This window comes from Agromyces mediolanus (genome assembly GCF_044917495.1).
Classification (GTDB): domain Bacteria; phylum Actinomycetota; class Actinomycetes; order Actinomycetales; family Microbacteriaceae; genus Agromyces; species Agromyces mediolanus_B.
This window is the reverse complement of the sequence record NZ_JAVSSI010000003.1, coordinates 219,363-243,718: the sequence shown is the minus strand read 5'-3', so window position 1 is coordinate 243,718 and position 24,356 is coordinate 219,363. Positions and strand designations below refer to the sequence as shown.

Sequence of the window (24,356 nt, the reverse complement as noted above, 5' to 3'; positions counted from 1 at the left end):
TTCCGCGCTCGGCGCGGTATCCGCTCGGCACCCCGCGACCGGGATGCCGAGGGCGCCGTCAGGCGTCGATGCGCTCCCGGCTGAGTCCTGTCGCACTGTCGACGATGAACTCCTTGCGCGGGGCGACCTCGTTGCCCATGAGCAGCTCGAAGATGCGACCGGCGTTCTCGGCATCGGCGAGGTTCACCCGGCGAAGGGTGCGGTGGTGCCGGTCCATCGTGGTCGAGGCGAGCTGCTCGGCATCCATCTCGCCGAGCCCCTTGTAGCGCTGGATCGGGTCCTGATACTTCTTGTTCTGCCGCTTCAGCGTGCTGAGCAGCCCGTTCAGCTCGGCCTCGGAGTAGGTGTAGATCGTCTCGTTCGGCTTGGATCCCGGGTTCTGCACGACGACGCGATGCAGCGGCGGGACGGCGGCGAACACGCGCCCCTCCTCGATCATGGGCCGCATGTAGCGGAAGAACAGCGTCAGGAGCAGCGTGCGGATGTGCGCGCCGTCGACGTCGGCGTCGCTCATGATGATGACCTTGCCGTAGCGCGCCGCGGAGAGGTCGAAGGTGCGCCCCGAGCCGGCTCCGATCGTCTGGATGATCGCGGCGCACTCGGCGTTGCCGAGCATGTCGGCGACCGACGCCTTCTGCACGTTGAGGATCTTGCCGCGGATCGGCAGGAGCGCCTGGTGCTCGCTGTCGCGCGCGAGCTTCGCAGTGCCGAGGGCGGAGTCGCCCTCGACGATGAACAGCTCGCTCTGCGCGACGTCGCTCGAGCGGCAGTCCGCAAGCTTCGCGGGGAGCGAGGAGCTCTCGAGGGCGTTCTTGCGGCGCTGCGTCTCCTTGTGGGTGCGCGCCGAGATGCGCGCCTTCATCTCCGAGACGATCTTCTCGAGCACGAGCGAGGTCTGCGCCTTGTCGTCGCGCTTCGTCGAGGCGAAGCGCTCGCCGAGCCGCTTCGTGATGACCGAGGAGACGATGGAGCGGACCGCGGGCGTGCCGAGGACCTCCTTCGTCTGGCCCTCGAACTGCGGCTCGGGCAGTCGCACGGTCAGCACCGCGGTGAGCCCGGCGAGGATGTCGTCCTTCTCGAGCTTGTCGTTGCCGACCTTGAGCCGCCTGGCGTTCTGCTCGACCTGGGTGCGCAGGAGCTTCAGCAGGCCCTGCTCGAACCCGGCCTGGTGGGTGCCGCCCTTCGGCGTCGCGATGATGTTCACGAAGCTGCGCACGACGGTGTCGTAGCCGGTGCCCCAGCGCAGGGCGATGTCGACCTCGCAGGTGCGCTCGACCTCGGTGGGGATCATGGCGCCGCCCTCGGACAGCACGGGCACCGTCTCGGTGAACCGGCCCTCGCCGGTCAGCCGCCAGATCTCGGTGACGGGCCCGTCGCTCGCGAGATGCTCGACGAATTCCGAGATGCCGCCCTCGAAGTGGAAACGGTGGGTCTCGGGCGCCTCGCCGCGTTCGTCGACGACGGTGAGTCCGAGGCCGGGCACGAGGAACGCGGTCTGCCGGGCGCGGCCCAGCAGCTCCTCGATCTGGAAGCTCGCGCCCTTCGTGAAGATCTGCGGGTCGGCCCAGTAGCGCACGCGCGTGCCGGTGACGCCCTTCTTGACCTTGCCGACGGCGTCGAGCGAGCTCGCCTGCTCGAACGGGGTGAACGGTGCGTCGGGGTCGGGACCGCCGGCGTCGGCGAAGCGGCCGGGCTCGCCGCGGTGGAACGACATCGCCCAGGTCTTGCCGTCGCGGTCGACCTCGACGTCGAGCCGGGACGACAGCGCGTTCACGACCGAGGCGCCGACACCGTGCAGACCGCCGGAGGCGGCGTAGGAGCCGGAGCCGAACTTGCCACCCGCGTGCAGCTTGGTGAACACGACCTCGACGCCGGTGAGCCCGGTCTTCGGCTCGACATCGACCGGGATGCCTCGAGCCTGGTCGCGCACCTCGACGCTGTCGTCGGCGTGCAGGACGACCTCGATCTCGCGCCCGTGGCCGGCCAGCGCCTCGTCGACCGAGTTGTCGATGATCTCCCACAGGCAGTGCATGAGCCCGCGGGAGTCGGTCGACCCGATGTACATGCCGGGTCGCTTGCGCACGGCCTCGAGGCCTTCGAGCACGGAGAGGTGGCGGGCGGAGTAATCGGAGCTCACGTCGGTCAAGCCTAGTGACCGCCGCGGACACTCCCGCGCAGGCGCTGCGCTCTCAGCGAAATGCCCGGGAATGCGGAAGGGACGCCGCATCCCTCGTGTTTTGATTGATGCACACGGAAGTCAGAGCGCGAACGAAGGAGGAGCTATGACCCAGCAGACCGAGGCGAACGATGCGGTCGACGTCGAGCGTACCTACGAGCTCACCGCGCTCGACCGCTGCGACGCATGCGGCGCTCAGGCGTACATCCGCGTCGTGGTCGCGAACGGCGAACTCCTCTTCTGCGCCCACCACGGCCGCAAGCACCAGGAGAAGCTCTCGCAGATCGCCCAGTCCTGGCACGACGAGTCGGACCGCCTCCTCGTCGACGCCCGCGACTGAGCCCGCACTTCTCAGAACTTCACGAAGAACGCCCCGGCCGAGGCCGGGGCGTTCTTCGTATCGAAGGGCGGTCACCTGCTGGACGCTCAGGCCTCCGGCGCGAGCTCGATGCCGGCGGCGCGAAGCTGAGCCTGCCGGGCGGCGGCCGCGTAGGCATCGATCGCCGCGGCGGCCTCCCCCGGCTCGTACGCCAGCCCACGGCGCTCGGCCATGATCCGGAGGAGCGCATCGGCGAACGCCGGGTTCTTCGCGAGGACCGGCCCGTGCAGGTGCGTGCCGATCACGGAGCCCATGACGACGCCCTCCTGGCCCGAATCCCGCCCGTTGCCCGCGCCGGCGCGCAGACGGCCGAGCGGTGAGCCCTCGGCCCCGACGTAGTCGCGCGCATGGTTCTCGAAGCCGACGAGCCGCCCGAAGCGGGGCGAGGCGACGACGACGTCGCCGGTCACGCGACCGTCGCGGGGCACGGCCCGCCCGGGCAGGATGCCGAGGCCCTCGAGCGAGCTGCCGTCGCGGTGCTCGACGCCCCAGCCGAGCAGCTCGAGCCCGGTGCCGATCCCGAGGATCGGCACGCCCTCGGTGCCCCAGCGGCGCAGCTCCTCGTGCATCGTGCGCAGCACGTCACGGCTGCGCTCGAGCGAGGCGTCGCTGCCGGATCCGAGGACGACCGCGTCGACCTCGCCCGGCAGCTCGGCGGCCCGCTCGACGCTGACGGTGCGCGCGGCGATGCCGGCCCACTCGGCTCGTCGCTCGAGGACGGTCGCGTTCTGCGCGTCGCCGTTCGTGTTCTGCGTTCCCGGCAGGAGCGAGACGATCGTGAAGGTCATTCCGCCTCCGTCAGTCCGAGATGGGCGCGGGTCCGGCGCATCGAATCGGCGGTGAAGACGATCGTCTTCACGCCGTGCTGCGGCGGCGGTGCGGCGAGGAAGTCGTCGAGCGCACGGTGCAGCTCCGGCTCGACCCGGTCGATCACGACGCCGTCGTACGCGAGCATGAGGGCGGCCTCGGCCGCCTTCGATCCGCTGACGATCGAGACGCGACCGAGCGAGGAGGCGTCGACGGGCCAGAAGTACGAGGGATCGCGCACGTCCGAGCCGACCGCGAAGAGGATCTGCTCGGTCCCCGTCGGGATCGCGTCGATGTTGAGCTGATAGCTCGCCGGGTTCTGCACGAGGACGAAATCGACGTCCTGATCACGGACGCGGACCCGCTCACCCCGGCCGAACACCGGCGGGATGCTCGAGAGCGCCGCGGCGGCGGTCTCCGCCGAGAATCGATCGCCGAGCACCGCCTGGGCGGTCGCGTAGGCCGCGGCCGCGTCGACGGCGTAGTGGATGCCCCGGGCGGGCAGGCCGACGGGCCGCTCGGCCCCGTGGTCGGAGAGCACCGCGGATGCCCCGTCGACGCGTTCGACGCGCACGCCCGCGGTGGCGTCCAGGCGGCGCTCGCTCGTCTCGGTGTTGCCGAGCCCGCGGGGGGCACCGGCGAGCACCTCGTCGGACACGCCGAAGCGGCGGACCGCCACGCCCGGCGCGACCCGCGCGGCGAGCCGTTCGAGGTAGGCGTCGTCGGCGTTCACCACGATCGCCTCGCCGGCGCGGGCGGCGATCCGCGCCAGCATCCCGGCGACCATCTCGGAGTCGTGGAATCGGTCGATCTGATCGACCATGACGTTCGTGAGGGCGACGACGCGGGCATCGACGCCCTGCATGACGAGCGCGCCGTGGCCCTCGTCCATCTCGAGCACCGCGACGTCGCCCGGCACACGGCCGCGCCAATCGGCCTGCTCGAGGAGCGCCGAGGTGAGTCCCTGACTGATGTTCGCCGTCGACGGGTTCGTGAAGATGGACACGCCGTGGGCCCGGAGGATCGCGACGAGCATCTTCGTCGTCGTCGATTTGCCGCTGGAACCGGAGACGACGACGAGTCCCTGCGGGAACCCGGAGAGCGTCCGCTTGAGGTAGCCGGGCGCGATGCGGTTGACCACGAGGCCCGGGATCGCGGAGCCGCCGCCCGGCTTCCTCAGCCGGGCGGCGATCCGAACGAGCTTGCCGACGGCGATCGCCGGCGCGTAGCGCACCGCCGGCCTACTCGAGGTAGTCCCGCAGCGACTGCGACCGCGACGGGTGCCGCAGCTTCGCCATCGTCTTCGACTCGATCTGGCGGATGCGCTCACGGGTGACCCCGAAGGTGTCGCCGATCTGGTCGAGCGTCTTCGGCATGCCGTCGCCGAGCCCGAAGCGCATGCGGATGACTCCCGCTTCGCGCTCGCTCAGGGAGTCGAGCAGCGACTCGAGCTGCTTCTGCAGCATCGTGAAGCCGACCGCGTCCGCCGGGACGACCGCCTCGGTGTCCTCGATCAGGTCGCCGAACTCGCTGTCGCCGTCCTCGCCGAGCGGGGTGTGCAGCGAGATCGGCTCGCGCCCGTACTTCTGCACCTCGATGACCTTCTCGGGGGTCATGTCGAGCTCCTTCGAGAGCTCTTCGGGCGTGGGCTCGCGCCCGAGGTCCTGCAGCATCTGCCGCTGCACGCGGGCGAGCTTGTTGATGACCTCGACCATGTGCACGGGGATGCGGATCGTGCGGGCCTGGTCGGCCATGGCGCGGGTGATCGCCTGACGGATCCACCAGGTGGCGTAGGTGGAGAACTTGAAGCCCTTCGTGTAGTCGAACTTCTCGACGGCACGGATGAGGCCCAGGTTGCCCTCCTGGATGAGGTCGAGGAACTGCATGCCGCGCCCGGTGTACCGCTTCGCGAGCGAGACCACGAGACGGAGGTTCGCGCCAAGCAGGTGGCTCTTCGCCCGCTGCCCGTCCTTCGCGACCCACTGGAGCTCACGGCCGAGCTGCGAGCGCTTCTCGGCGTCGGACATGTGGGAGAGCTTCTCCTCGGCGAAGAGGCCCGCCTCGATGCGCATCGCGAGCTCGACCTCTTCGGCGGCGTTCAGCAGCGCCACCTTGCCGATCTGCTTCAGGTAGTCCTTGACCGGGTCGGCGGTGGCGCCGGTGATCGCGGCGGAGTAGACGGGGACCTCGTCCTCGTCGTCGGCGGCGCGCAGCACGAGCGCTCCCGTCGGGTGCGGCTCGGCCGGGATCGGCTTCGCCTCCTCGTCGGTGTCTGCGTCGTCGGCGGCGACCTCGGTGTCGTCCGTCTCGACGTCCTCGACGACGACGTCCTCGCCGTCGAGCTCCTCGTCCTCGCCGTCGTCCTTCGCCTTGGCCTTCGACTTCGTCGAGGCCTTCGCGGTGGCGGTGCGCGCGGTCTTCGACGCGGTCGTGGCCTTGGGGGCGGCCTTCGCCGTGCCCGCCTTCGCGGCGGCGCGCTTCGTCCCGGCTGCTGCGGGCTTCTCGACGGATGCCTCCGCCTCGGCCGTGGCAGTCTTCGTGGACTTGGTTGCCATAGGTGTTGACCCTCTCCTCGTCGGTGCGCTCGCGACACGACGACGGTGCTCGGCATGTTCGGCTGCCCGGTGTTTTCGGACACTACGAGGACCCATGTCAAGTCCGCAGCGAATGCGATCGAGATCGCCTCGGCCGACCAGAACGGGTCCTGCCTACAATTATACCAGCGAGCCGTCGGTTCTCGGTGCGTCCGGCCCGGTTCGACCGCGCGCGCCCCTCGAAGAATGAGAACGTCTCGGCATCCGAGCGTATTCCGTCGCAGCCTCAGACGGGGTGCGGCGGCTCCTCGTCGGAGGAACGCCGGAACGCGAGGAACTTCTCGAGCTCCGCGGCGATCTCGTCGGCCGTCGGCACCTCGCCGTCCTCGTCCGTGAGCGGAGAGCGCAGGCTGGTGCCCGCCATGTACGCGTCGTACCGGTGCTCGAGCGTCGTCACGAGCTTCGCCAGCTCCTGGTTCTCCGCGACCTGCTCGTCGATGCGGGCGACGAACTCCCTCCCCTGCTCGCGAAGCACCTCCGTCGGGAAGATCAGGCCGGTGCCGGCGCTGATCGCCTCGAGCGCCGAGATCGCCGCCGCCGGGTACTCCGTGTCGCCGAGGTAGTGCGGCACGAGCAGGACGAAGCCGGCGACCGGGAACTCCGACTCCTGCAGGCGGTACTCGACGAGGTGCAGCGCGTTCGCCGGCACCTGCGTCGTCGGCCGCCAGACCGACATCGTCTCGATCAGCTCGCTGCGATTGCCGCTCACGGTGACGCCGATCGGACGCGTGTGCGGGACAGGCATCGGAATCGCGTTCAGCCAGCTGAGCGACGCCACCTCGAACCGCTCGACGAGATCGAGCAGGGCACGGGAGAACCGCTCCCACTGGAAATCGGGTTCGAAGCCCGTGAGGAGGAGGAACGGCCGGCCGAGCTCGTCCTTCGCGAGGTCGAGCCCCAGCCGCGCCGGGCGGTAGTCGGTCAGATGATCGCCGTCGAAGACGATCACTGGGCGGCGGGCCCGGTAGTCGAGGAGTTCGTCGGCGTCGAACACGGCCACCTCGACGGTGTCGAGCGTCGAACGCAGGTACTCGGTCGTCTGGGCGACGGCCCCGCCCGCGTCGGCGAAGCCCGTCAACCCGGCGACGAGCGGCAGCCCGGGAGGCACCTCGACCGCGGGGTTCAGCTCGTACAGGGAACGGGGGTCGCGCATGCTCCCAGCCTACTGAGGCCCGCCGGAGCGACCGCCGATGCGGCCGACCGCCGTGCACGCCCAGAGCGAACACCGCGCCGCGTAGCATCGAAGCCATGCCGATTCCCGCACTCTCGATCTCCTCCTCCCCTGCCTCCGATTCCTCGGCCGACGTCATCCTCCTCGCCTCCCGCAGCAGCGACGACGGGCCGGTGCTCCTCGCGGCGCCGGGCTTCGAGTGGGCCGCCGCGCCGCTCCGGGCGCTGGGGGCGAAGGGTGCCCCCGAGGAGCTCGTGCGGCTCGCCGACCCCGCCGTCGAGGGCCGGATCGTCGCCGTGGCCGGGATCGGCGGCGTGGCCGACCCCGACGCCCTGCGACTCGCGACGGGCAGCGCACTGCGCCAGCTGAGTGACGTGACGACCGTCGCCATCGCCGTCCCCGCGGCATCCGCCGCCGAAGCGGCCGCTCTGCTCGAAGGCGCCGCGCTCGGCGCCTACCGATTCAACGAGTACCGCTCGACGCCGAAGCCGGCGGTCTCCTCGATCGCCCTGCACACGGCGCTCGATGAGGAGGAGCTCGGACTGGAGCGTGTACGCGCCGTCGCCGAAGCGGTCGCCTCGACCCGCGACCTCGTGAACCTCTCCCCCTCCGAGTTGTACCCGGCCCGCTTCGCCGAGATCGCCGCCGAGGCCGCGCGCGCCGCCGGCGTCGACGTGAAGGTGTACGAGGAATCCGAGCTCGAGGAGGGCGGCTTCGGCGGCATCCTCGGCGTCGGCCAGGGCTCCGCCCGGGGCCCCCGCCTCGTCCGGCTCGAGTACGCCCCCGCGGGCGCCACCACCTCGCTCGCCCTCGTGGGCAAGGGCATCACCTTCGACTCCGGCGGCCTCAGCCTGAAGCCCATGCAGTCCATGGTCGGCATGAAGGGCGACATGGCCGGCGCCGCCGCCGTGATGAACGCCACGGTCGCGCTCGCCCGGCTCGGCGTCCCCGTGCACATCACCACGTGGCTCTGCCTCGCCGAGAACCTGCCCTCCGGCACGGCGATGCGGCCGAACGACGTCCTCCGCATCCGCGGCGGCAAGACCGTCGAGGTGCTCAACACGGACGCCGAGGGTCGACTCGTGCTCGCCGACGGCCTCGTCGCCGCGAGCGAGGAGCAGCCCGACGCGATCGTCGACGTCGCGACGCTCACCGGCGCGCAGATGGTCGCGCTCGGCGGCCGGATCTCCGGGCTGATGGGCGAGGACGGCCTCGTGCAGCGGGTCCGCGACGCGGCCGCCGCCGTCGACGAGGCCGTGTGGCCGATGCCGCTTCCCGCGCACCTGATGCCGCTCCTGAAGTCCGACGTCGCCGACCTCGCGAACACGAAGCTCGGCGGCATCGTGCCCGGGATGCTCCTCGCCGGGGTGTTCCTCCAGGAGTTCGTGGGCGAGCGCGACGGGTCGAAGATCCCGTGGGCGCACCTCGACATCGCCGGCCCGGCCGACAACGGCGGTTCCGGGTGGGGCTTCACGAGCGGCGGGCCGACCGGGATCGCCGTGCGCACCCTCGTCCGGCTTGGCGAGGAGCTCTCCGCGGAGTAGTAAGGTCGAACCGGGGCGAAAACACTCGCCCCGGTCACTCGCCCCGGGCACGAACCCGGGAGCGGTCCGTGTCGCAGATCTGATGCGCGAGGGAGATACCGGTTTGTCCGAGCAGAACTTTGACATCGTCGTCCTGGGCGGCGGGAGCGCCGGGTACGCGGCGGCCATCCGAGCGGTCGAGCTCGGCATGACCGCCGTCGTCGTCGAGAAGGACAAACTCGGTGGCACCTGTCTGCACCGCGGTTGCATCCCGACGAAGGCGCTGCTCCACGCCGCCGAGGTCGCCGAGTCCGCGAAGGACTCCGCGAAGTACGGCGTCAAGACCTCCTTCGAGGGCATCGACATGCCCGGAGTCACCGCGTACCGCGAGGGCATCGTCGCGAGCAAGTGGAAGGGCCTCCAGGGTCTGCTGAAGGCGCGGGGCATCCCGGTCGTCGAGGGCGAGGGCCGCCTGGTTGCGCCGAACACGGTCGAGGTCGCCGGTGAGCGCTACGTCGGAAAGAACGTCGTGCTTGCGACCGGCTCGTACTCGCGCTCGCTCCCCGGTCTCGAGATCGGCGGACGCGTCATCACGAGCGAGCAGGCGCTGCAGCTCGACTTCGTCCCCGGCAAGGTCGCCGTGCTCGGCGGCGGCGTCATCGGCGTCGAGTTCGCGAGCGTCTGGCGCTCCTTCGGCGCCGAGGTCACCGTGATCGAGGCGCTCCCCCACCTCGTGCCGAACGAGGAGGAGTCGATCTCGAAGCAGCTCGAGCGCGCGTTCAAGAAGCGCGGCATCGACTACTCGCTCGGCATCCGCTTCCAGAGCGTCACCCAGAACGAGTCGGGCGTCGTCGTGACGCTCGAGAACGGCACCACGATCGAGGCCGAGCTGCTGCTCGTCGCCGTCGGTCGCGGCCCCTCGACCCAGGGCCTCGGCTTCGAAGAGGCGGGCATCCAGATGGACCGCGGCTTCGTGCTCACGAACGAGCGCCTCGCGACGAACGTGCCCGGCGTCTACGCCATCGGCGACATCGTCCCGGGTCTGCAACTCGCGCACCGCAGCTACCAGCAGGGCATCTTCGTCGCCGAAGAGATCGCGGGCCTGAACCCGATCGTCGTCGAGGACGTCAACATCCCGAAGATCACGTACTGCGAGCCCGAGGTCGCCTCGGTCGGATACACCGAGGCGAAGGCCGGCGAGAAGTTCGGCGCCGAGCAGGTCACGAGCTACGAGTACAACCTCGCGGGCAACGGCAAGAGCAGCATCCTCGGCACGAGCGGTTCGATCAAGGTCGTCCAGGTCAAGGAGGGCCCGATCGTCGGCGTCCACATGATCGGCGGCCGCGTCGGCGAGCTCATCGGCGAAGCCCAGCTCGCCGTGAACTGGGAGGCGTACCCGGAGGACATCGCGCCCTTCATCCACGCCCACCCCACGCAGAACGAAGCGTTCGGCGAGGCCGTGCTGAAGCTCGCCGGCAAGCCGCTGCACGCGATCTGACCCCACCCGCTCCATAATCGGACCGCACAAGGCGTCCAACGCTGTGAAGGAGACAAGCGAATGAGCCAATCAGTCAGCCTCCCGGCACTCGGTGAGAGTGTCACGGAGGGGACGGTCACGCGCTGGCTGAAGGCCGTCGGCGACCGCGTGGAGGTGGACGAGCCTCTGCTCGAGGTCTCCACCGACAAGGTCGACACGGAGATCCCGTCGCCGGTCGCCGGCGTCATCGAGGCGATCCTCGTCCAGGAGGACGAGACCGTCGAGGTCGGCACCGCACTGGTCACCATCGGCGACGGCTCGGCTCCCGCTGAGGCCCCCGCCGCTCCGGCGGCCGAGGCCCCTGCTGCCGAGGCCCCCGCTGCTCCGGCACCGGCCGCTCCGGCAGCCGAGGCCCCTGCGGCTCCGGCACCGGCCGCCCCGGCGCCTGCTGCCGAGGCCCCCGCCGCTCCGGCACCCGCCGCTCCGGCGCCTGCTGCCGAGGCGCCCGCGGCACCGGCACCCGCCGCCCCGGCTCCGGCTGCCCCGGCCGCCGAGGCCCCCGCCGCTCCGGCTCCGGCTGCCCCGGCCGCCGAGGCCCCCGCCGCTCCGGCACCCGCCGCGCCGGCCGCCCCGGCCCCGGCACCCGCAGCTCCGGCTGCCCCGGCCGCTGAAGCTCCGGCACCCGCGCCCGAGGCGCCCGCCGCTGGCGGCTCGCACGCGGGCCCGAGCGGATACGTGACCCCGATCGTCCGCAAGCTCGCGAGCGAACAGGGCGTCGACCTCGCCAGCGTCACCGGCACCGGCGTGGGCGGCCGCATCCGCAAGCAGGATGTGCTGCAGGCGCAGAACGCCCCCGCAGCGGCGGCCTCGGCCCCCGCCCGCACCCCGCTCGAGACCTCGCCGCTGCGCGGCACCACGCAGGCGATGACCCGTCTGCGCAAGGTCGTGGCCGAGCGCGCCGTCGTCTCGATGCAGTCGACCGCGCAGCTCACCACCGTGGTCGAGGTCGATGTGACCCGTGTCGCGAAGCTCCGCGACCGCGTCAAGGGCGAGTTCCTCCAGAAGACCGGCAACAAGCTCTCGTTCCTGCCGTTCTTCGCCCTGGCCGCCGCCGAGGCGCTCCGCGCCTACCCGATCATCAATTCCACCGTCGAGGGCGACTCGATCGTCTACCCGGCGCAGGAGAACATGAGCATCGCGGTCGACACCGAGCGCGGCCTGCTCACGCCGGTCGTGCGCGACGCGGGCGAGCTCGACATCGCGGGCCTGGCTGCGCAGATCGCCGACCTGGCCGAGCGTACGCGGAACAACCAGCTGAAGCCCGACGAGCTCTCCGGCGGCACCTTCACGCTGACCAACACGGGTTCGCGCGGCGCGCTGTTCGACACCCCCGTGGTGTTCCTCCCGCAGACCGCCATCCTCGGCACGGGCACGGTCGTGAAGCGCGCCGTCGTCGTCTCGCAGGACGGCTCGGACGCGATCGCGGTCCGCTCGATGGTGTACCTCGCGCTGTCGTACGACCACCGCATCATCGACGGTGCGGACGCGGCCCGCTTCCTCACCGCGGTGAAGGAGCGGCTCGAGGAGGGTGCGTTCGACGCCGACCTCGGCATCTAGTCGAACAGCTCCCGCAGACGCCATCCGGCCTCGCTCCTCATCATGAGGAGCGAGGCCGGTTCGCTGTCAGCGCCGACCACCTCGACATCGAGGAGCACCGCTCCGCCCATCGTGCCGGCCATGGCGATCGTGCCGAGCTCGTACTGGACGCGGGGCTGCGCTCCCCCTTCGGCGATGCGCACGCGATCGGCGCTCTCCAGCGCCGACCCCGGCTGCACGACCTCGGCGAGGCACTCCCGGTCGGCCGCCGCGATGCAGCTCTCCCGGATCTCGAGCAACTCCGCGGCGATGGCCGGGTAGTCCTCGCCATCCCCCGCGGGCGCGCTCCCGGATTCGGACTCCGGCTCGCCCGCGGACGTGCCCCCGGGCTCCGACTCGGGCTCGGGCTCCGACTCGGGTTCGGGCTCGGGAATCGGCATCGGGGTGGCAGTCGAGGCTGCCGACCGTGTCGGCGCGCCGCGTTCGGCCGACGCTCCACGCTCGGGCGGGACGAGCGTCAGCATGAGCACCGATGCGGCGGCCGCGGTCAGCGCCCCGACGACGACCGCGCCCCTGCGGCGCGCGACGAGCTGCGTCACCCGCTCCCGCCACTGCCCGAGCCGGAGCACTCCGAGCAGGGGGGTCTCCGCGGCCAGCAGCTCCCCGATCGCGGCGTTCCGTTCCGGCTCGCGTTCACGCCGGCGCGATGTCGCCCGGCTCCCACGGCCGTGCCGCTCGAGCGCCGCGCCAGGATCCGGCGCGACCACCGCATCGAATCCGGCTCGAGACGGCGCGAGCCGCGGAGCGTCGGCACCGGTGGGCGGACGACGCGGCTCCCCGGCTCCGTTCACGGGGGCGGCCACCGCCGCGCGGAACAGCTCCTGCTCGAGCGCCAGAGCGAACGACTCGAACGGGCGCGCGTCGAGGCGGGCACGGGCGAGATCGGCGACCCGTGCGAGTGCGGCCGACGGTGCGCTGGCACCGATCACGAGGACGAGGAGGTCGACCAGCGCCGCATGCGCCCGCCGCTCCTCCGCCGTCCGTTCCGCCGACGCGGGGCCGAGACGGACCAGCTGCCCGAGCCCCGTCAGCCGTGGGCGCCCGGTCGCATCGAATCGCACGTCGGCCATCGACAGACCCGGAAGCGCGAAGCCGGCGCGCGCGAGGGCGCCGACCGCCGCCACGATGGGCGCGAGGGCGGTGACCGCCTCACCCGGGGAGAGTCGCCGGTGCTCGAGCACGCCGGCGAGACGCTCGCCCATGACCGGCTCGACCACGAGGCAGACGCGACCGTCGGGCAGGGTGAAGACGTCGAAGGCCCTCGGCAGCGCCCCTCCGCCGAGCGCGGAGTACGCCTCCAGCTCGACGGTGACGGTCTCGTCGTCGATGTCGTGGCCGTAGACGCGCAGCGCCACGGGCTGCGCCGTGGCCGCGGCGGGCCGGGCGCCCCGAACGGTCGCGTCAGCGTCGAACACGGCACCGTCCGCCGCGTCCGGAACCGCCAGGTACACCTGCGCCCGGGCGCCCACCGCGATGCGCCGCACGATGCGATAGCCGCCGACGAGACCCCCTGGGATCACTGCGCTCCCGGCGCCGATGGATGCGGCGGCTCCCGTGACGCCGTCGAGCGGCTCCCGCGGCTCCGCCCAGGGGGAACGGCCCGACGGAGCGGCCGCCGCTGCGGCGACGGCGTCGATCTCGCCCCGTCGGGGGCGCCCTGGTGCACGGCGACGCGCCCGTCGTCCGCGCGGCGTGTCGTGGGTGTTCTGCTGCTCCATTCCTCGATGCTGCAAGGCGCGCACGCCCGTCTCCGCGCCGCGCGCCCGGTCGGTGGAGAGGCGGTCGCTCGAGCCGGCTGTGGACGAGAGCCACCGCGGGGTCGACGGTGTCTAGACTGATCCGCATGCTCGACTCTGTCGTCACGGGGCTAAGCGCCAACTCCGTGCCGTACGAGGAGGGACTCTCCCTCCAGCGCGCCGTCCATCATGCGGTGGTCTCCGGAACCAATCCGGGCACCGTCATCCTGCTCGAACACGAACCGGTCTACACCGCCGGGAAACGCACGAGTCCCGACGAACGACCGAACGACGGCACACCAGTCGTCGAGGTCGATCGCGGTGGCAAGATCACGTGGCACGGCCCGGGTCAGCTCGTCGGGTATCCGATCCTCCGCCTCCCCGAGCCCATCGACGTCGTCGGCTACGTCCGCCGCCTCGAGGACGTGCTCATCGCCGTGCTCGCCGAGCTCGGCGTCGCGGGGCGCCGAGTGGAGGGCCGCTCGGGCGTCTGGGTGGGCGACGGCGTCGACGAGAAGATCGCCGCCATCGGCATCCGCGTCGCCGACGGCGTGACCATGCACGGCTTCGCCCTCAACTGCTCGAATTCGCTCGAACCGTACGAGAAGATCGTCGCGTGCGGCATCCGCGATGCCGGCGTGACGTCGATCTCCCACGTCCTCGGACGCACCGTGCGTCCGATCGACGTCGTCGAGCCGGTGCTCCGCCACCTCGAGGCCAGCGAGGGGGCGGCCGCCGCATGAGCGCCGAACCGCAGGGGCGCCGTCTGCTGCGCCTCGAAGTCCGCAACGCCCGGACGCCGATCGAACGCAAGCCGGAGTGGATCAAGACGAGGGCGAAGATGGGGCCCGAGTACCGCGCTCTGCAGTCCCTCGTGAAGAGCGAGGAGCTGCACACCGTCTGCCAGGAGGCCGGCTGCCCGAACATCTACGAGTGCTGGGAGGACCGCGAGGCCACCTTCCTCATCGGCGGGTCCCAGTGCACCAGACGCTGCGACTTCTGCCAGATCGACACCGGCAAGCCCGCCGAGTACGACGCCGACGAGCCGCGCCGGGTCGCGGAATCGGTCGTGCGGATGCAGCTGCGCTACTCGACCGTCACGGGCGTGGCCCGCGACGACCTGCCCGACGGCGGCGCGTGGCTGTACGCCGAGACCATCCGGCAGATCCACGCCCAGTCGCCCGGCACGGGGGTGGAGATCCTCGTCCCCGACTTCAACGGGGAGCCGGAGCTGCTCGGCGAGGTCTTCTCCGCTCGCCCCGAGGTGTTCGCGCACAACGTCGAGACGGTGCCGCGCATCTTCAAGCGCATCCGTCCGGCGTTCCGCTACGAGCGCTCGCTCGACGTCCTCACGCAGGGCCGCGAGACGGGGCTCATCACGAAGTCGAACCTCATCCTCGGCATGGGCGAGGAGCGGGCGGAGGTCTCGCAGGCCCTCCGCGACCTCCTGGAGGCCGGGACCGACATCATCACCATCACGCAGTACCTCCGGCCGAGCCCGCGGCATCTGCCGGTGGCGCGCTGGGTGCGGCCGGAGGAGTTCGTGGAGCTGAAGGCGGAGGCCGAGGAACTCGGCTACCTCGGTGTGCTCGCGGGACCGCTGGTGCGGTCCTCGTACCGGGCGGGCCGGCTCTGGGCCCAGTCGATGCGGGCGAAGGGCCGGCCGCTCCCGCCCGAGCTCGCCCACCTCGCGGACCCGGAGCTGGGCTTCGCGCAGGCGGTCGGCTGACGGCTGGGATGCCCCGACGGACTCCGGTCCCGGCGGGGGCCGCACGCGGGCCGCGAACACGGTCTGCAGCGGCCCCCGCCGCCGGTATCCTTGACGCATGGCACGCACCAAGGACTCCGCGTCCTCCTCCAAGGAGCCCGGCCGTCTGAAGCAGATGTGGCAGGTCTTCCAGATGACCCGCCGCTACGACTCGACCGCGCAGTGGCTCATGCTCCTCGGCTTCCTCGCCCCGATCGCGGTGACGCTCGGACTCGCGCTCTGGCTCAGCGAGGGCAACGGCTTCACGATCGCGCTGTGGGTGGTCGCGGGTGTCCTCGCGGGCCTCCTGATCGCGATGATCATCCTCGGCCGTCGCGCCGAACGCGCCGCGTACTCCCAGATCGACGGCCAGCCCGGTGCGGTCGGCGCGGTGCTCCGCAGCGGCCTCCGCGGCGGCTGGGTCGGCAACGAGATGCCGGTCGCGGTCAACGGCCGCACGCAGGACGCCGTCTACCGCGCCGTCGGTCGCGGCGGCGTCGTGCTCATCAGCGAGGGGCCCGCGAGCCGCACGCAGCGCATGCTCGACGACGAGCAGCGCAAGGTGGCCCGCGTGCTGCCGACGGTCGACGTCACCCTGGTGTCCGTGGGACACGAGGAGGGCGACGTCGAGTTGCACCGCCTCGCGGCGACGCTCCGCAAGCTCAAGAAGACCCTGACGAAGCCCGAGGTGCTCGCGGTGTCCAACCGGCTGAACTCGCTGCAGAGCTCGCTGCCGATCCCGAAGGGCATCGACCCGCTGAAGGTGCGCCCGCAGCGCGGCAAGCTCCGCTAAGCCGGCGCCGGGTCCTCGATTTCACGCGAACGGGGCGGTCTCCTGAGGGAGGCCGCCCCGTTCCGTTGCGAAGAGGATGGCTGCCGGTCAGCGGCTGCGGATGAGGACCGTTCCCGCGACCTTGTCGTGGAAGCCGCGCTGATCCGAGTCCCAGACGAGCGCGGGGACGACGATCGCGAGCAGCAGCGAGCGGACGATCGGGCGACGGATGCCGATCCAGCCGCCCTCGAGCGGCACGACCGCCATGCCGAGGACACGATGGCCGATGCTGCCGCCGATGGTGGGAATGAAGACGATCTGGAGCACGACGAACACGAGCGGCGTGACGAAGTTGTACGCGACCGAGTCGTAGGGCGTCACGAGCAGCGCGAGGAGCATCGCGCTCGCCCAGTCGATGACGAGCGCGGCGATGCGGCGACCCACCCGGGCGACCGAGCCGCGGCCCGATTCGGGGAGCCCGAGCCGCTCCCCCGGCCATCTGCTCGGCTGGAGGTCTCCGAAGGTGGTGGGCTTCGCGTCGGGCATCCTTCGATCCTAGCGATGGCCGGCTGTGTAACATGCCGGAAACATTCGCGTCACGGCGGGGAAACCGCCCGCGGATACCGTCGGTGACGGCTGCTGGCCGCCCCGGAGATTCCGGACTTCCCGCCCGCCCCCTTGGAGAGTCGTCGCATGTTCACTGATTCGTCTGAAGTCCTCAAGTTCATCACGGAGACCGAGGTCAAGTTCCTCGACATCCGGTTCACCGATCTCCCGGGCGTGCAGCAGCACTTCAACATCCCGGCGTCGACGGTCGACGAGGACTTCTTCACCGTCGGGCAGCTCTTCGACGGCTCCTCGATCCGCGGCTTCGCGTCGATCCACGAGTCCGACATGCAGCTCATCCCCGACGTGTCGACGGCGTACATCGACCCGTTCCGCGCCGAGCGCACGCTCATCATGATCTTCGACATCTACAACCCTCGCACGGGCGAGATCTACGCGAAGGACCCGCGCCAGGTCGCGAAGAAGGCCGAGAAGTACCTCGCCTCCACCGGCATCGCCGACACCGCCTACTTCGCCCCCGAGGCCGAGTTCTACATCTTCGACGACGTCCGCTACGAGGTGAACCAGCACACGAGCTTCTACTCGGTCGACTCCAGCGAGGGCGCCTGGAACTCGGGCCGGGTCGAGGAGGGCGGCAACCTCGCCAACAAGACCCCCTTCAAGGGCGGCTACTTCCCCGTCTCGCCGGTCGACCAGCACGCCGACCTGCGCGACGACATCTGCCTGAAGCTGATCGACGCGGGCCTCCAGCTCGAGCGCAGCCACCACGAGGTCGGCACCGCCGGCCAGGGCGAGATCAACTACAAGTTCGACACGATGGTCCACTCGGCGGACGACATCCTGAAGTTCAAGTACATCGTGAAGAACACCGCCAACGAGTGGGGCAAGACGGCGACGTTCATGCCGAAGCCGCTCTTCGGCGACAACGGCTCGGGCATGCACACGCACCAGTCGCTCTGGAACGACGGCAAGCCGCTGTTCTACGACGAGGCCGGCTACGGCGGCCTGTCGGACATCGCCCGCTGGTACATCGGCGGCATCCTGAAGCACGCCCCGGCGCTCCTCGCCTTCACGAACCCGACGGTGAACTCGTTCCACCGTCTCGTGCCCGGCTTCGAGGCCCCCGTGAACCTCGTCTACTCGGCGGGCAACCGCTCGGCGGCCATCCGCATCCCCATCACCGGGACGAACCCGAAGGCGAAGCGCATCGAGTTCCGCGCCCCGGACGCCTCGGGCAACCCGTACCTCGCGTTCGCGGCGCAGCTCATGGCGGGCATCGACGGCATCAAGAACCGCATCGAGCCGCACGAGCCGGTCGACAAGGACCTGTACGAGCTCCCGGCCGAGGAGGCCAAGTCGATCCCGCAGGTGCCGGGCTCGCTCGACGCCGTGCTCGACGCGCTCGAGGCCGACCACGACTTCCTCCTCGAGGGCGGCGTGTTCACCAAGGAGCTCATCGAGACCTGGATCGACTACAAGCGCGAGAAGGAGCTGAAGCCGCTGGCTCAGCGCCCGCACCCCTTCGAGTTCGAGCTGTACTACGGCGTCTGAGCTCCGGCTCGGTCGCGACGAACGCCCCGCACGCTTCGGCGTGCGGGGCGTTCTCCGTTCGGCGGATGCTCCGGCGGCGGTGGAGCGGCGGCCGAGCCGTCAGGCGGACGACGCAGGGATCTCCCGCACCTCTGCGGTGCGCGCTCCCCCGGCATCGCCGGTGTTCACTGTGCCCTTTGGTTCGATGAGGACCGCGTGCACCTCCGCGTCGGCTCGGGGGCAGTGCTCAACGCCCTTCGGCACCACGAACACGTCGTTCGGGCCGAGGACGACGTCGAGGTCGCGGAGCTGGATGGTCAGCTCGCCCGAGACGACGAGGAACAGCTCGTCGGTCTCGGGGTGGCTGTGCCAGACGAACTCGCCGAGAAGCTTCACCACCTTCACGTCGTAGTCGTTGATGCTCGCGAGGCGGTGCGGCTGCCAGGGCTCGCCGACCGCGGCGAGGGCGGTCAGCACGTTGCGGACGTCGTCGTTCATGTCGCCATCGTAGGGGGCGGCGCGAAGTGGCGGGGATGCCGCTGCCGCGCGTTTGCCCCCTTGTGCGCGAACGGCACTGGACGCCACGATGTGAGCAGGTCGGCGATCGCCGGCGCTCGTTTCGAGAAGGGGCCGCTGATGGCTGGGAAGTTCGAGCTCTACACCGACGCGCGAGGCGAATGGCGCTTCCGTCTGAAGGCCGGAAACGGCGAAACCATCGCGGTCTCCGAGGGCTACAGCTCGAAGTCCGCCGCTCAGAACGGCATCGAGTCGGTCAAGAAGAACGCGCCCGACGCGCCCGTCGTCGAGGTCTGAATCCCGGACTCCGGAACCCCGCGCCGCCCCATGCCGCGCGGGGTTCCGGCCCGTCGGGAGTCGGGTGCCATCAGCGCGTCGGCTCGCGCCCGGGTTCGACCCCGTAGAAGTCGCGGTCGAAGATCGCGCGCGACCTCCTCGTGAGCTGCAGGTAGTCCTGCTCGAGCTGCGCGGCGGAGCCGGGCGGATAGCCCATGAGCCGCGCCACGCCCTCGAGCTGCGTGCGCTCGACGGGCAGCACGTCGGTCGTGCGATCGAGCCAGAGGGTGAGCGCCGACCGGGCGCGGGAGGCGAAGATCCAGGCCGCGCGGAGCGTCTCGGCGTCGTCGGCGCCCACGAGCCCGGCCTCGACTGCCGCCTGCAGCGCGTCGAGCGTCGACGTCGTGCGGAGCGCCGGCACCGCGGCGGCGTGCTGGAGCTGGATGAGCTGCACGAACCACTCCACGTCGCTCAACGAACCGCGGCCGAGCTTCAGGTGCCGGGACGGATCGGCGTTCTGCGGCAGCCGCTCGTTCTCGACCCGCGCCTTGATGCGCTTCACCTCGCGCACGGCCTGCTCGGCGATCGACGCCGGGTAGCGCACGCCGTCGGCGAGCTCTCGGAAGTCGTCGAGCAGCGCGGAATCCCCCGCCACCCCGCGCGCCCGGAGCAGTGCCTGCGCCTCCCACGTCAGCGACCAGCGGGCGTAGTAGGCCCGGTAGGCGTCGAGCGAGCGCACCATCACCCCGTTCCGGCCCTCCGGGCGGAGGTCGGCGTCGAGCTCGAACGGGAGACGGGCGTCCTCCGTGAGGCGGCCGAGCTCGGAGACGATCTTCAGCGCAACCCGGTGCGCGGCGTCGCCCTCCAGCGCCGCCGGACGGTAGACGTAGATGACGTCCGCGTCGGAGGAGATGCCGAGCTCGCGCCCGCCGAACCGGCCCATGCCGATCACCGCGAACTCGATGCCGTCGCCCACCGCGCCCGTGGGCGCGTTCGCGGATGCCTCCGCGGCCCCCGCCCGACGGATCACGGCCACCATCGCCGCCAGGTGATTCTCGGTGACGTCGCTCAGCCCGTGGCCGAGCTCCTCGACGCTGCAGACGTCGAGGATGCCGGCGAGGGCGAGGCGCAGGACCTCGCGCCGGCGGATGGCGCGCAGCACGGTCGCCGCCGCATCCGCCTCGCCGTGCCGGGCGAGCACCGCCGCCGTCTCGTCGCGGAGCGCGGTCAGGGTACGCGGCCGCAGCTCGTCGAGGTCCTCCAGCCAGGCGACCGCCTCCGGCGTGCGCTCGAGCAGCTCGCCGACGAAGCGCGAGCCGGAGAGCACCCGGGTGAGCCGCGACGCGGCGTCGGAGGAGTCCCGGAGCAGCCGCAGGTACCAGTGCGTCGTGCCGAGCGTGTCGGAGAGCCGCCGGAAGGCGAGCATGCCGTAGTCGGGGTCGGCGCCTTCGGCGAACCACGAGATCAGCACCGGCATGAGGTGGCGCTGGATGGTGGCGCGGCGGGAGACGCCCGCGGTGAGCGCCGCGATGTGGCCGAGCGCGCCGCGCGGGTCGCGGAAGCCGATCGCCGCGAGACGGGCCTCCGCCTGCGCGCTCGTCAGCTCGAGCCCGCTCGCCGGCAGCGCCGCCACGGCCGAGAGCAACGGGCGGTAGAACAGGCGCTCGTGCAGGCCCCGCACCCGCTGCCGGGTCGCCTGCCACAGCGCGACGAGGTCGGGCGCGTTGCGGGCCAGCCCGCTCGCCCGGGCGAGCACCCGGAGCTCCCCCTCGTCGCGCGGCATGAGGTGAGTGCGACGCAGGCGAGAGAGCTGCAAGCGGTGCTCCAGCACGCGGAGCAGCCGGTAGTCGTGAGCGAACTCCCCCGCCTCCTCGCGCCCGACGTAGCCCCGGTCCGCGAGCGCGGCGAGCGCCGACAGGGTCGCCCGCTGGTGGATGCCGTCGTCGCTCGCCCCGTGCACGAGCTGCAGGAGCTGCACGGTGAACTCGATGTCGCGCAGCCCACCGGGGCCGAGCTTCAGCTGCACGTCGACCTCGTCGGCCGGGATGTGCTGCGTCACGCGCTCGCGCATCTGCTGCACCGACTCGACGAAGCCGTCACGACCCGAGCTCGCCCACACCATCGGGGCGAGCGCCGCGACGTAGCGCTCGCCGAGCCCCGCGTCGCCCGCGAGCGGGCGGGCCTTCAGCAGCGCCTGGAACTCCCAGCTCTTGGCCCAGCGCTCGTAGTACTGCACGTGCGACTCGAGCGTGCGCACGAGGGCGCCGTCCTTGCCCTCGGGCCGGAGGTTCGCGTCGACCTCCCAGAGCGGCGGCTCCACCGCGGCGTCGTCGATGAGCCGGCTCGCGACGACCGCGAGCCTCGTCGCGATCTCGACCGCGCGCCCGTGCGGCACGGCGTCGGCGTCGGCGGACTCCGCGACGTAGATCACGTCGACGTCGCTCAGATAGTTCAGTTCCCGCGCTCCCGCCTTGCCCATGCCGATGACGGCGAGGCGGGTCGCGCGCACGTCCTCCGCCGGGTAGCGCCCCGGCGCCGCGGGCTCGCCGTCGCGGCGTCCGACGAGCCGGCGGGCCGCTACGAGCGCCGCGTCGAGCGCGGCGCCGGCGAGGTCGGCGAGGCCCGCGGCGATCGTGTCGACCGCTTCGAGGGCGCTCACCCGCGTCAGGTCGTACGCCGCGACGCCGACGAGCAGTCGACGGTAGCGGAGGCGGATGGCCCGTGCCGCCGCGTCGGCGTCGAGCGGACCGGGGCCGAGCTCGTCGATCGCCGCGACGAGCACCGCGCGCGCCTCGGACTCGCCGAGCGGCGGCTCCGGCTCGCGCTCGAGCACGTGGAGCTCGTCGGGATTGCGCAGCAGGAACTCGCCGAGGCCGCGCGACGCCCCGAGCACGCGGGCCGCACGCTCGGCGACCGCGGGCCGTTCGAGGAGGCGGCGGACCGCGGCCGGTGCGCGCTCGTGCAGCCGCTCGAGCGCGGCGAGCGCCTCATCGGGGTCCGCGGCGGCGGCGAGGGCGTCGAGGAGCGCGGGGAGCTCCACCTCCGCCGCCTCGGACAGCCGCGACAGTCCCGCGCGGGCGCGCTCGAAGTCGTCGAAGCCGGCCCGGGCGAGCCCGCTGTACGGCGCCGCCTGCCGAGTCATCCGGTCAGAGGATCTCGAGGTTGCGCGTGAGCTCGAACGGCGTCACCTGCGAGCGGTAGTCCTGCCACTCGGCCCGCTTGTTGGCGAGCACGTAGCGGAACACCTCCTCGCCGAGGGTGTCGGCGACGAGCTCGGAGCGCTCCATCTCCTCGATCGCGTGGTCGAGGCTCGCCGGCAGCGGGCTGTAGCCGAGCGCCCGGCGCTCACGGTCGCTCAGCATCCAGACGTCGTCCTCGGCCTCGGGCGGCAGCTCGTAGCCCTCCTCGACGCCCTTGAGCCCGGCGGCGAGCAGCAGCGAGAAGGCGAGGTACGGGTTCGCGGCGGAGTCGATCGCGCGGTACTCGACGCGCGCGCTCTGCCCCTTGTTCGGCTTGTAGAGCGGCACGCGGACGAGCGCGGAGCGGTTGTTGTGCCCCCAGCAGACGAAGCTCGGCGCCTCGCCGCCGCCCCAGAGCCGCTTGTAGGAGTTCACGAACTGGTTCGTGACGGCGGAGATCTCGCCCGCGTGCCGGAGCAGGCCCGCGATGAACTGACGGCCGATCTTCGACAGCTGGTACTGCGCACCGGGCTCGTAGAAGGCGTTCTGGTCGCCCTCGAAGAGCGAGAGGTGCGTGTGCATGCCGCTGCCCGGGAACTCGGAGAACGGCTTCGGCATGAACGTCGCGTAGACGCCCTGCTCGATCGCCACCTCCTTCACCACGGTGCGGAAGGTCATGATGTTGTCGGCCGTCGTCAGGGCGTCGGCGTATCGCAGATCGATCTCGTTCTGCCCGGGCCCGGTCTCGTGGTGGCTGAACTCCACCGAGATGCCGAGGTCTTCGAGCATGCGGACGGAGCGGCGGCGGAAGTCGTGCGCCGTGCCGCCCGGGACATTGTCGAAGTAACCGGCCGAGTCGACCGGCTGCGGCCCCTCCGGCCCGTACTTCGAGGACTTCAGCAGGTAGAACTCGATCTCGGGGTGCGTGTAGAAGGTGAAGCCGCGATCGGCCGCCCGCGCGAGGGTGCGCTTCAGCACGTTGCGGGGGTCGGACACCGCCGGCTCGCCGTCGGGCGTCGTGATGTCGCAGAACATGCGCCCGGTGGGGTCGATGTCGCCGCGCCACGGGAGCGTCTGGAACGTCGACGGGTCGGGGTACGCGAGCAGATCGGACTCGTAGGTGCGGCTGAGCCCCTCGATCGCCGAGCCGTCGAAGCCGATGCCCTCGGTGAAGGCGCCCTCGACCTCCGCGGGCGCGATGGCGACCGACTTCAGGGTGCCCACGACGTCCGTGAACCACAGCCTGATGAACTTGACCCCTCGTTCTTCAATGGTCCGGAGAACGAAGTCGCGCTGCTTATCCATCCACACCCTCTCTCGCACCTCTCAGCGTACTGGGTCGGGCCGGGCGGGACCGGCGGGCTGTGACAGACTGACGGCATGTCAGAGCAGAACCCCTACGGCGGGGCATCGGCCTCGGGCGGGCCCAAGCGCGTGCGCACCCGGCACTTCCACAACGCCAAGCGCGACGGCATCAAGATCACGGGTCTCACGAGCTACGACCAGCTCACGGCGCGCATCTTCGACGAGGCCGGCATCGACTTCCTCCTCGTCGGCGACTCGGCCGGCAACAACGTGCTCGGCTACGAGACGACGCTCCCCGTGACCGTCGACGAGCTCATCCCCCTCACCCGCGCGGTCGCCGGAGCGGTGCAGCGCGCGTTCGTCGTCGCCGACATGCCCTTCGGCTCGTACGAGAACGGGGCCGAGGAGGCGCTGCACACCGCGGTCCGCTTCATGAAGGAGACGGGGGCGCACGCGGTGAAGCTCGAGGGCGGCGAACGCAGCCACAAGCAGATCCGGCGCATCGTGCAGGCGGGCATCCCGGTGATGGCGCACATCGGCTACACGCCGCAGAGCGAGCACGGCCTCGGCGGACACATCATCCAGGGTCGCGGCGACGGGCTCGAGCAACTGCTCGCCGACGCCGTCGCCGTGCAGGAGGCGGGGGCGTTCGCGGTCGTGCTCGAGATGGTGCCCTCCGAGGCGGCCCGCCAGGTCACCGAGCGGCTCGAGATCCCCACCATCAGCGTCGGCGCCGGCCCGCACACCGACGGGCAGCTGCTCGTCTGGACCGACTGGGCCGGACTCACCCCGGGCCGCATCCCCAAGTTCGTGAAGCAGTACGCGAATCTGTCGGGCATCCTCGGCGACGCGGCGCAGGCCTGGCGGCAGGATGTCTCGGCCGGGGTCTATCCCGGACCCGAGCACTCGTACGAGTAGCCCGAGCCCGAGCAGGCTCGGAGACGA

20 protein-coding genes are annotated in these 24,356 nt (G+C 71.3%); 10 read left to right on the top strand and 10 right to left on the bottom strand.

The window, feature by feature from the left end; all coding sequences use genetic code 11:
* Positions 1-58 precede the first annotated feature (58 nt).
* The gene (locus tag ROT00_RS06465) at positions 59-2,137 is read right to left on the bottom strand and encodes a DNA gyrase/topoisomerase IV subunit B (RefSeq protein WP_404773284.1); all 2,079 of its coding nucleotides are present in this window, start codon (positions 2,135-2,137) and stop codon (positions 59-61) included.
* A 145-nt stretch (positions 2,138-2,282) separates the two neighbouring features.
* Between ROT00_RS06465 and ROT00_RS06460 the strand changes: the two genes are divergently transcribed.
* A complete protein-coding gene (locus tag ROT00_RS06460) occupies positions 2,283-2,516 on the top strand; it encodes a DUF7455 domain-containing protein (RefSeq protein WP_189086390.1) in 234 nt (77 codons plus the stop codon).
* A gap of 86 nt (positions 2,517-2,602) precedes the next feature.
* On the opposite strand, the gene ROT00_RS06455 is transcribed toward ROT00_RS06460, so the two are convergent.
* From ROT00_RS06455 to ROT00_RS06440, 4 genes are all read right to left on the bottom strand, one after another.
* Positions 2,603-3,343, bottom strand: a complete 741-nt coding sequence (locus ROT00_RS06455; RefSeq protein WP_404773282.1) for a type 1 glutamine amidotransferase — start codon at positions 3,341-3,343, stop codon at positions 2,603-2,605.
* Entirely contained in the window at positions 3,340-4,596 is a 1,257-nt protein-coding gene (locus tag ROT00_RS06450; RefSeq protein WP_404773280.1) for a MurT ligase domain-containing protein, read from the bottom strand. Before ROT00_RS06450 ends, ROT00_RS06455 begins: the two co-directional genes overlap by 4 nt.
* 7 nt (positions 4,597-4,603) lie before the next feature.
* Complete coding sequence (locus tag ROT00_RS06445; RefSeq protein ID WP_404773279.1) at positions 4,604-6,013, bottom strand: RNA polymerase sigma factor; 1,410 nt, start codon at positions 6,011-6,013, stop codon at positions 4,604-4,606.
* 169 nt (positions 6,014-6,182) lie between these two features.
* Complete coding sequence (locus ROT00_RS06440; RefSeq protein ID WP_404773277.1) at positions 6,183-7,109, bottom strand: proteasome assembly chaperone family protein; 927 nt, start codon at positions 7,107-7,109, stop codon at positions 6,183-6,185.
* A gap of 95 nt (positions 7,110-7,204) precedes the next feature.
* Between ROT00_RS06440 and ROT00_RS06435 the strand changes: the two genes are divergently transcribed.
* The 3 genes from ROT00_RS06435 to sucB all read left to right on the top strand — a co-directional run bounded on the left by ROT00_RS06435 (position 7,205) and on the right by sucB (position 11,744).
* Complete coding sequence (locus ROT00_RS06435; RefSeq protein ID WP_404773275.1) at positions 7,205-8,671, top strand: leucyl aminopeptidase; 1,467 nt, start codon at positions 7,205-7,207, stop codon at positions 8,669-8,671.
* A 103-nt stretch (positions 8,672-8,774) separates the two neighbouring features.
* A complete protein-coding gene (lpdA, locus tag ROT00_RS06430) occupies positions 8,775-10,148 on the top strand; it encodes a dihydrolipoyl dehydrogenase (RefSeq protein ID WP_404773274.1) in 1,374 nt (457 codons plus the stop codon).
* A 60-nt stretch (positions 10,149-10,208) separates the two neighbouring features.
* Positions 10,209-11,744, top strand: a complete 1,536-nt coding sequence (sucB, locus tag ROT00_RS06425; RefSeq protein WP_404773273.1) for a 2-oxoglutarate dehydrogenase, E2 component, dihydrolipoamide succinyltransferase — start codon at positions 10,209-10,211, stop codon at positions 11,742-11,744.
* Here the strand turns inward: sucB and ROT00_RS06420 are convergent.
* Positions 11,741-13,501, bottom strand: coding sequence for a hypothetical protein (locus tag ROT00_RS06420; RefSeq protein WP_404773271.1), 1,761 nt, complete (start codon positions 13,499-13,501; stop codon positions 11,741-11,743). The genes sucB and ROT00_RS06420 overlap by 4 nt on opposite strands.
* A 125-nt stretch (positions 13,502-13,626) precedes the next feature.
* Here ROT00_RS06420 and lipB point away from each other — a divergent pair, with 125 nt between their 5' ends.
* The 3 genes from lipB to ROT00_RS06405 all read left to right on the top strand — a co-directional run bounded on the left by lipB (position 13,627) and on the right by ROT00_RS06405 (position 16,059).
* Positions 13,627-14,262: a lipoyl(octanoyl) transferase LipB gene (lipB, locus tag ROT00_RS06415; RefSeq protein WP_404773270.1), complete on the top strand. Its 636-nt coding sequence runs from the start codon at positions 13,627-13,629 to the stop codon at positions 14,260-14,262.
* A complete protein-coding gene (lipA, locus tag ROT00_RS06410; protein WP_404773268.1) occupies positions 14,259-15,248 on the top strand; it encodes a lipoyl synthase in 990 nt (329 codons plus the stop codon). The genes lipB and lipA overlap by 4 nt, the downstream gene beginning before the upstream one ends.
* Positions 15,249-15,345: 97 nt before the next feature.
* Positions 15,346-16,059 carry a DUF4191 domain-containing protein gene (locus tag ROT00_RS06405; protein WP_404773266.1) on the top strand — a complete coding sequence of 238 codons (714 nt, stop codon included), beginning with the start codon at positions 15,346-15,348 and terminating at the stop codon, positions 16,057-16,059.
* An 87-nt stretch (positions 16,060-16,146) separates the two neighbouring features.
* On the opposite strand, the gene ROT00_RS06400 is transcribed toward ROT00_RS06405, so the two are convergent.
* Positions 16,147-16,584, bottom strand: a complete 438-nt coding sequence (locus ROT00_RS06400; protein ID WP_404773265.1) for an RDD family protein — start codon at positions 16,582-16,584, stop codon at positions 16,147-16,149.
* 147 nt (positions 16,585-16,731) lie between these two features.
* Between ROT00_RS06400 and glnA the strand changes: the two genes are divergently transcribed.
* A complete protein-coding gene (gene glnA, locus ROT00_RS06395; protein ID WP_404773263.1) occupies positions 16,732-18,156 on the top strand; it encodes a type I glutamate--ammonia ligase in 1,425 nt (474 codons plus the stop codon).
* 99 nt (positions 18,157-18,255) lie between these two features.
* Here the strand turns inward: glnA and ROT00_RS06390 are convergent, their stop codons facing one another.
* Positions 18,256-18,633, bottom strand: coding sequence for a cupin domain-containing protein (locus ROT00_RS06390; protein ID WP_404773261.1), 378 nt, complete (start codon positions 18,631-18,633; stop codon positions 18,256-18,258).
* 138 nt (positions 18,634-18,771) lie between these two features.
* Here ROT00_RS06390 and ROT00_RS06385 point away from each other — a divergent pair, with 138 nt between their 5' ends.
* Positions 18,772-18,948 (top strand): YegP family protein, encoded by a 177-nt coding sequence (locus ROT00_RS06385; RefSeq protein ID WP_404773260.1) that lies wholly within the window; start codon positions 18,772-18,774, stop codon positions 18,946-18,948.
* A gap of 70 nt (positions 18,949-19,018) precedes the next feature.
* Here ROT00_RS06385 and ROT00_RS06380 read toward each other — a convergent pair whose 3' ends face one another.
* The gene (locus ROT00_RS06380; RefSeq protein ID WP_404773258.1) at positions 19,019-22,069 is read right to left on the bottom strand and encodes a bifunctional [glutamine synthetase] adenylyltransferase/[glutamine synthetase]-adenylyl-L-tyrosine phosphorylase; all 3,051 of its coding nucleotides are present in this window, start codon (positions 22,067-22,069) and stop codon (positions 19,019-19,021) included.
* Between the two features lie 4 nt (positions 22,070-22,073).
* A complete protein-coding gene (locus ROT00_RS06375; RefSeq protein WP_404773256.1) occupies positions 22,074-23,411 on the bottom strand; it encodes a glutamine synthetase family protein in 1,338 nt (445 codons plus the stop codon).
* A 75-nt stretch (positions 23,412-23,486) separates the two neighbouring features.
* Between ROT00_RS06375 and panB the strand changes: the two genes are divergently transcribed.
* Positions 23,487-24,329, top strand: coding sequence for a 3-methyl-2-oxobutanoate hydroxymethyltransferase (gene panB / locus ROT00_RS06370; protein ID WP_404773254.1), 843 nt, complete (start codon positions 23,487-23,489; stop codon positions 24,327-24,329).
* Positions 24,330-24,356 lie beyond the last annotated feature (27 nt).

What these genes read in the sequence shown, in the direction of transcription:
- ROT00_RS06460 (WP_189086390.1), top strand. Translation starts at nt 2,283, where the DNA reads ATGACCCAGCAGACCGAGGCGAACGATGCGGTCGACGTCGAGCGTACC.
- ROT00_RS06455 (WP_404773282.1), bottom strand. Translation starts at nt 3,343, where the DNA reads ATGACCTTCACGATCGTCTCGCTCCTGCCGGGAACGCAGAACACGAAC.
- ROT00_RS06445 (WP_404773279.1), bottom strand. Translation starts at nt 6,013, where the DNA reads ATGGGTCCTCGTAGTGTCCGAAAACACCGGGCAGCCGAACATGCCGAG.
- ROT00_RS06440 (WP_404773277.1), bottom strand. Translation starts at nt 7,109, where the DNA reads ATGCGCGACCCCCGTTCCCTGTACGAGCTGAACCCCGCGGTCGAGGTG.
- ROT00_RS06435 (WP_404773275.1), top strand. Translation starts at nt 7,205, where the DNA reads ATGCCGATTCCCGCACTCTCGATCTCCTCCTCCCCTGCCTCCGATTCC.
- sucB (WP_404773273.1), top strand. Translation starts at nt 10,209, where the DNA reads ATGAGCCAATCAGTCAGCCTCCCGGCACTCGGTGAGAGTGTCACGGAG.
- ROT00_RS06420 (WP_404773271.1), bottom strand. Translation starts at nt 13,501, where the DNA reads ATGGAGCAGCAGAACACCCACGACACGCCGCGCGGACGACGGGCGCGT.
- lipB (WP_404773270.1), top strand. Translation starts at nt 13,627, where the DNA reads ATGCTCGACTCTGTCGTCACGGGGCTAAGCGCCAACTCCGTGCCGTAC.
- lipA (WP_404773268.1), top strand. Translation starts at nt 14,259, where the DNA reads ATGAGCGCCGAACCGCAGGGGCGCCGTCTGCTGCGCCTCGAAGTCCGC.
- ROT00_RS06405 (WP_404773266.1), top strand. Translation starts at nt 15,346, where the DNA reads ATGGCACGCACCAAGGACTCCGCGTCCTCCTCCAAGGAGCCCGGCCGT.
- ROT00_RS06400 (WP_404773265.1), bottom strand. Translation starts at nt 16,584, where the DNA reads ATGCCCGACGCGAAGCCCACCACCTTCGGAGACCTCCAGCCGAGCAGA.
- glnA (WP_404773263.1), top strand. Translation starts at nt 16,732, where the DNA reads ATGTTCACTGATTCGTCTGAAGTCCTCAAGTTCATCACGGAGACCGAG.
- ROT00_RS06390 (WP_404773261.1), bottom strand. Translation starts at nt 18,633, where the DNA reads ATGAACGACGACGTCCGCAACGTGCTGACCGCCCTCGCCGCGGTCGGC.
- ROT00_RS06385 (WP_404773260.1), top strand. Translation starts at nt 18,772, where the DNA reads ATGGCTGGGAAGTTCGAGCTCTACACCGACGCGCGAGGCGAATGGCGC.
- ROT00_RS06380 (WP_404773258.1), bottom strand. Translation starts at nt 22,069, where the DNA reads ATGACTCGGCAGGCGGCGCCGTACAGCGGGCTCGCCCGGGCCGGCTTC.
- ROT00_RS06375 (WP_404773256.1), bottom strand. Translation starts at nt 23,411, where the DNA reads ATGGATAAGCAGCGCGACTTCGTTCTCCGGACCATTGAAGAACGAGGG.
- panB (WP_404773254.1), top strand. Translation starts at nt 23,487, where the DNA reads ATGTCAGAGCAGAACCCCTACGGCGGGGCATCGGCCTCGGGCGGGCCC.